6 protein-coding genes are annotated in these 5,914 nt (G+C 64.1%); 2 read left to right on the top strand and 4 right to left on the bottom strand.

What is annotated here, in order from left to right; genetic code table 11:
* Positions 1-26: 26 nt before the first annotated feature.
* From HCZ87_RS19335 to HCZ87_RS19320, 4 genes are all read right to left on the bottom strand, one after another.
* Positions 27-1,211 carry a VWA domain-containing protein gene (locus tag HCZ87_RS19335; RefSeq protein ID WP_167646528.1) on the bottom strand — a complete coding sequence of 395 codons (1,185 nt, stop codon included), beginning with the start codon at positions 1,209-1,211 and terminating at the stop codon, positions 27-29.
* Positions 1,212-1,243: 32 nt separating this feature from the next.
* Positions 1,244-1,411 carry a hypothetical protein gene (locus tag HCZ87_RS19330; RefSeq protein WP_167646526.1) on the bottom strand — a complete coding sequence of 56 codons (168 nt, stop codon included), beginning with the start codon at positions 1,409-1,411 and terminating at the stop codon, positions 1,244-1,246.
* Positions 1,412-1,521: 110 nt separating this feature from the next.
* Positions 1,522-2,928, bottom strand: coding sequence for a DUF2927 domain-containing protein (locus HCZ87_RS19325; protein WP_167646524.1), 1,407 nt, complete (start codon positions 2,926-2,928; stop codon positions 1,522-1,524).
* Positions 2,929-3,084: 156 nt separating this feature from the next.
* A complete protein-coding gene (locus HCZ87_RS19320; protein WP_167646522.1) occupies positions 3,085-3,924 on the bottom strand; it encodes a MoxR family ATPase in 840 nt (279 codons plus the stop codon).
* A gap of 186 nt (positions 3,925-4,110) precedes the next feature.
* On the opposite strand from HCZ87_RS19320, the gene dksA reads away from it, so the two are divergent.
* Both dksA and HCZ87_RS19310 read left to right on the top strand, forming a co-directional pair.
* On the top strand, positions 4,111-4,533 hold the full coding sequence (dksA, locus tag HCZ87_RS19315; RefSeq protein WP_167646520.1) for an RNA polymerase-binding protein DksA: 423 nt from the start codon (positions 4,111-4,113) through the stop codon (positions 4,531-4,533).
* Between the two features lie 96 nt (positions 4,534-4,629).
* Complete coding sequence (locus HCZ87_RS19310) at positions 4,630-5,799, top strand: FAD-dependent monooxygenase (RefSeq protein ID WP_167646518.1); 1,170 nt, start codon at positions 4,630-4,632, stop codon at positions 5,797-5,799.
* Positions 5,800-5,914: the final 115 nt, after the last annotated feature.

Genomic DNA, 5,914 nt, shown 5'->3' with positions numbered 1-5,914 from the left:
TTACAATATCTTAGTTTGTCTTGCCCTCAGTGGGTCAGCTCGCGCATGCCGCGTTCCAGCCCGTCGAGGGTCATCGGCACCATGCGATCCTCGAAAATCTCGCGGATCATCTGGATCGAATGGGTGTGCGGCCAGCGCGCCTCTGCCAGCGGGTTGATCCAGAGATGCGAGGCCCATTGCGCCCGGGCGCGCTCCAGCCAGACTTGACCGGCCTCCGGGTTCCAATGCTCGTTGGCGCCGCCGGGATAGGCGATCTCATAGGGGCTCATCGAGGCATCGCCGACAAAGATGCATTTGTAATCCGGCCCATAGGTCCTGAGCACCTCATGGGTGGGCGTCTGGGCATCCCAGCGGCGTGCATTGTCGCGCCAGACGCCTTCATAGAGACAATTGTGGAAGTAGAAATACTCCAGATGCTTGAACTCGCTGCGGGCGGCGGAAAAAAGCTCCTCCACCAGTTTGATATGCGGATCCATCGACCCGCCTACATCGAGAAACAGCAGAACCTTGGCGGCGTTGTGACGCTCGGGGCGGGTTTTGACGTCGAGATAGCCGTTTTCGGCGGTGGCGCGGATGGTGCCGTCGAGATCCAGCTCCTCGGCGGCGCCCTCGCGCACCCAGCGGCGCAGGCGTTTCAGCGCGACCTTGATATTGCGGGTGCCGAGTTCGACATCACCGTCCAGGTTCCTGAAGTCGCGCTTGTCCCAGACCTTGACCGCGCGCTGGTGGCGGCTTTCGTGCTGGCCGATGCGCACCCCTTCGGGGTTGTAGCCATAGGCGCCAAAGGGCGAGGTGCCGGCGGTGCCGATCCATTTGTTGCCGCCCTGATGGCGGCCCTGTTGCTCTTTCAGCCGCTCTTTCAGGGTTTCCATCAGCTTGTCAAACCCGCCCAGGGCCTCGATCTCGGCGCGTTCCTCGGCGCTCAGATGCTTTTCCGCCATCTTGCGCAGCCATTCCTCGGGGATATCGACGGCCTCCATCACCGCAGAGGCGGGGATCTGGTCGAGACCCTCAAAGGTGGCGGCAAAGGCGCGGTCGAATTTGTCGAGGTTGCGCTCGTCCTTCACCATCACCGCGCGGGCGAGGTAATAAAACGCCTCCACGTCATAGGTGGCGAGCCCGGCCTTCAGCCCCTCAAGAAAGGCGAGATATTCGCGCAGGGACACCGGCACGGCGGCGGCGCGCAGGTTCTCGAAGAAGGGCTGGAACATGGGGTCTCCGGTGGTCGGTGCGCGAGGGCGGATCAGGTCAGCATGCGGTGGGTGACGATGGTGGCAAACATCCCCAGCATACCAAAGATGATGCCATAGACAGCCCCGTATTGCAGCATATCAGCAAGATTGCCGCCACGTTTGCGGGCCTTGAAAGCCCCGAGGGCGGCGCCAAAGAACAAAGCAAGGATAACGATCATATGGGTCTATTCCAGGTCGTGGGCCGGGGCGTGCGCGGGGCGCCGCAGGGGCCGGTTCAGGGCATGCGCTGCCGTATAGCCCGGCTGGCGTCCGGGTGCAAAGGCCGTGATCAGCCCCGGCCTGCGACAGTCTTGCGCAGCTGGTCGATGCCGCTGGCCTCAAGGCCCAGACCATAGAGCGCCCAGCCGAGGCTTTCGCCGCGCAGGGCGGTGGCGTCCTGGCGGTTGCCCTCGATATCGGCCAGCCGCGCCTTGAGCAGCAGCAGGGTGGAGAGCAGGGCGGCGTTCTGGCCGCGCCGGGCGGCGGGAATGGCTTGCTCCAGGAGCGGCGCGACCTCGGCCAGATGGCCCTCGCGCAGGGCATAGGCGGCAAGGCGGGCCTGGATCAGCGCGCGCATGTCGGCGCTGTCGGGGCCGGGGGCGAGATAGCGCAGGGCGGTGCGGAAATGATCATCCGCCAGCCTGGGGTCGCGGGCCTGTTCGGCGCGCCCCAGCAGGAAATGGGCAAAGGCGCGGCGGTGGTCCTGCCAGCCCTGCGCGCGGGCAATGCGGGCGACCTCATGCGCGGCGCGGCGGCTGCTGGCCTCGGAGCTATGGCCGCTGAGGGCGGTTTCCACCGCGCTGATCCAGCTGCGCGGTGTTGCGGGCAGCGGCGCGGAGGCGCGCGCCTCGCCCCTGGGGTTGAGCCGCGCCAGAATGCCGGGGAGACGCGCGGCGACCTCGGCTCTGCTCATGCCGGTGCGCAGCGCCGGATCATAGGTCGCGCGCAGCATCAGCATGTCAAAGCCGGTCAGAACGCTGTGCACATTGTCGTCGTTGAAGATCGAATCCGGCAGCCGGTAGAGATCATTGAGCGGCCCCAGCGCCTGTGCCAGTTCTTCGTGCAGGCAATCGCGCAGCTCTTGCGGGCTGACATCATCGGGCACAAAGATCGCCAGCCGCTCGCGGTGGCGCAGGGCGGTCCAGTCGCTTTGCGGGGCGCGGCGGTTGCGGCGGTATTCCTCCAGCGAGCTGACGTTGGGTACCACGAAACAGGCGGCCTGTGGCAGCACCCGTTGAATGCGGGCGCGGCTGACCGGTTCAATGGTGATGCGCGCCGGACTGGTGTCAGGCACCAGGTGCAGATCCAGCCCGGCCTCCGTGCGCAGCCGGTGCAGCAGCGCCTGAAGATCGCGGGTCAGTGTGGCCGGCGCGCGGCCCCGGACGGTGAGGGTGACGGGGCCTTCAAAACGGGTGAAGACGGGCAATTGGCTGCCGCCCTCAAGCTGGAAATGCAGGTCCAGAAAATCGCGCGCCATATCGGCGTTGGAGCGCTGCGGCGGCGTCGGGCGTTGCGTGGGAAAGGCGCGGATCGGCGGCAGGGGCTGGGCGATCTGCGAGGAGGCGCGGGAGGGGGGCGCCTTGCCGTCGCTACAGGCCGCGAGCGTCAGCGCCAATATCGCCGCCAGATGCAGCGCGCCCCGGCGCGGGGGCTGACGGGGGGATCGGTCGAAAACGCTGGCAAAGATCTCGTGCATCACTCGCTGTGGCCTGTCTGGTCGCATCCGCCCTATGATGCAGGAAACTCTCAAGAATTCGACAAAGCCGCGCCGCCGCGCCAAAATTAATCCGCGGCTGCGCTCTTCTTGCCTTGTGATCAGGCTGATCAGGCCGGTGTTGGGCGCGGTCTGACCTTACCGGCCGCGCCGCGCCATAAAGGCGAGACGTTCAAACAGATGCACGTCCTGTTCGTTCTTCAGCAGCGCCCCATGCAGTTTCGGCAGCGCATTGGCACCGTCGCGTTTGAGATCCTCGGGGCTCAGATCCTCGGCCAGCAGCAGCTTGAGCCAGTCGATCACCTCGGAGGTGGAGGGTTTCTTCTTCAACCCCTGGGTTTCGCGGATCTCGTAGAATTGGGTCAGCGCCGCAGAGAGCAGATCCGCCTTGATATTGGGGTGATGCACCTCGACGATCTTTTTCATCGTCTCGGCATCGGGAAAGCGGATGTAGTGAAAGAAACAGCGGCGCAAAAACGCGTCGGGTAGTTCTTTTTCATTGTTGGAGGTGATGATGATCACCGGCCGCTGCGCCGCCTTGATGGTTTCGCCGGTCTCGTAGACGTGGAACTCCATCTTGTCGAGCTCTTGCAGGAGGTCGTTGGGGAACTCGATATCCGCCTTGTCGATCTCGTCGATCAGCAGAACGACCTTTTCCCTGGCTTCAAAAGCGTCCCAGAGCTTGCCCTTCTTGATGTAGTTGCGCACGTCATGCACGCGCTCGTCGCCAAGCTGGCTGTCGCGCAGCCGCGAAACCGCATCATATTCATAAAGCCCCTGCTGGGCGCGGGTGGTGGATTTGACGTTCCACTCGATCATCCGCAGGCCAAGCGCGCCGGCGACCTGTTTGGCCAGCTCGGTCTTGCCGGTGCCGGGCTCGCCTTTGACGAGCAGCGGACGCTCCAGCGTGACGGCGGCATTGACCGCGATTTTCAGGTCTTCGGTGGCAACATAGTCCTTAGTCCCCTGAAATTGCATGACTCTCCCCTTGGTTGCGCCCTGAAACTGTCGAAATGATCTGATAGGGCCGGGTTTAATCACAGCGCACCGTTATTGTGTAGTGACATTCGCGGCGCAGGGGATTAAACGCTGCGGCATGGGAGAGCTTTGATGCTTGGAAAATTCGAACAAACCAAGACCAGGGGCCAGACCGAAGGAGCCGAAATGAAGCAAGACGTGTTTCTGCCGGAGGACTATCGCCCGGCCGAAGACGAGCCGTTCATGAATGAACGGCAGATGGAATATTTCCGCCGCAAGTTATTGGATTGGAAAGCGGAACTCCTGGACGAAAGCCGTGACACCATTGAAGGATTGCAGGAAAACACCCGCAATATCCCAGATGTCGCAGATCGCGCCAGCGAGGAAACCGACCGGGCGCTGGAGCTGCGCACACGGGATCGTCAGCGTAAACTGGTGAGCAAGATCGACGCCGCTATTCGCCGCATTGATGAGGGCGAATATGGCTACTGCGAGGTCACCGGTGAGCCGATTTCCCTGAAGCGTCTCGATGCCCGTCCGATCGCCACCATGAGCCTGGAAGCCCAGGAACGGCACGAGCGCCGCGAAAAGGTCCATCGCGACGACTAAATTCATAGTCTGTCCACACTTTTCTAAAGCGCCGGGGCTTTTGCTCCGGCGCTTTTTCGTTATGAGCTTTGTGCAAAGACGGCAGACTGTGGGCAGATGGATTTCAAAGATTTCAGGATAACAGTGATCGGGGCCGGGATCGGCGGGCTTGCGGTGGCGCAGCTGCTGCGGGTGCGCGGGGCACAGGTGACGGTGCTGGAGCAGGCCGAGGAGATTTCCGAGGTCGGCGCCGGCTTGCAGGTCACCCCCAATGGGGTCGCGGTGCTGCGGGCGATGGGGCTGGCGGATGATCTGGCCTGGTGTTCGCAGCGCGCCCGTGCCGTGGTGCTGCGCCATCATCGGGCGGGGCGCGAGGTGCTGCGGCTGGATCTGGATCAATACGCCCATGATCTGCGCTATTACTTCGTGCATCGGGCCGATCTGATCAATCTGCTTGCCGATGCGGCGCGCCGGGCCGGGGTGCAGGTGCGGCTGTTGCAGCGGGTCAGCGGCGTGGAGCCGGGATCGCGCCCGGTGGTGCATCTGGCCAATGGCGCGAGCTGCGCGGCGGATCTGGTGATCGGCGCGGATGGGGTACATTCGCGGGTGCGCGGCGCGCTGAACCCGGTTGCGGCGGCGAAGTTCACCGGTCAGGTGGCCTGGCGTGCGACTGTGCCCAATACATCCGCCCTGCCAGCCGAGGCGCAGGTCTTTATGGGGCCGGGGCAGCACCTGGTGGCCTATCCGCTGAAGGATGGCTCGCTTGTCAATCTGGTGGCGGCGCAGGAACGCAAGCTCTGGGCCGAGGAAAGCTGGAGCCACAGCGATCAGCCGGAGAACCTGCGCCAGGCCTTTGCCAGCTTTGGCGGTCTGGCGGGCGAGCTGTTGGGGGCGGTGCGCGAGGTCAAGCTCTGGGGGTTGTTCCGCCACCCGGTTGCGCCCCATTGGGGCGGCGATGGCGTGGCGCTTCTGGGGGATGCGGCGCATCCGACGCTGCCCTTCATGGCGCAGGGGGCGAATATGGCGCTGGAAGACGCCTATGCGCTGGTGGAGTGTCTGGAGCGAGCGGCAGATGTGCCAACAGCGCTGAGCGCCTATCAGGCCCGACGCCGGGCACGGGCGGTGCGGGTTGTCGAGACCGCCAACAAGAACGCCTGGAAGTACCATCTGCGCGCGCCCCTGAGCTGGCCCGCGCATCAGATCCTGCGCGCCGCCGGAAATCTGGCGCCGCAAAAAATGGTGAGCCAGTTCGACTGGATCTATCGCCATGACGAGACCGCGCTCTGACCAAGCGGTCAGATCCTCCGCAGGCGGAGACCGCGCCAAGTGAGATGTTTCGCCTCGGGCTTTGCCCGAGGCGACTCGCGCCGCGCGCGCCCAACGGGAGCGGGGGCATTTTATG

The organism is Phaeobacter sp. HF9A (genome assembly GCF_011806385.1).
Taxonomy (GTDB): domain Bacteria; phylum Pseudomonadota; class Alphaproteobacteria; order Rhodobacterales; family Rhodobacteraceae; genus Epibacterium.
The sequence above is the reverse complement of the archived record's forward strand: the minus strand, read 5'-3'. Positions and strand labels throughout refer to the sequence as shown.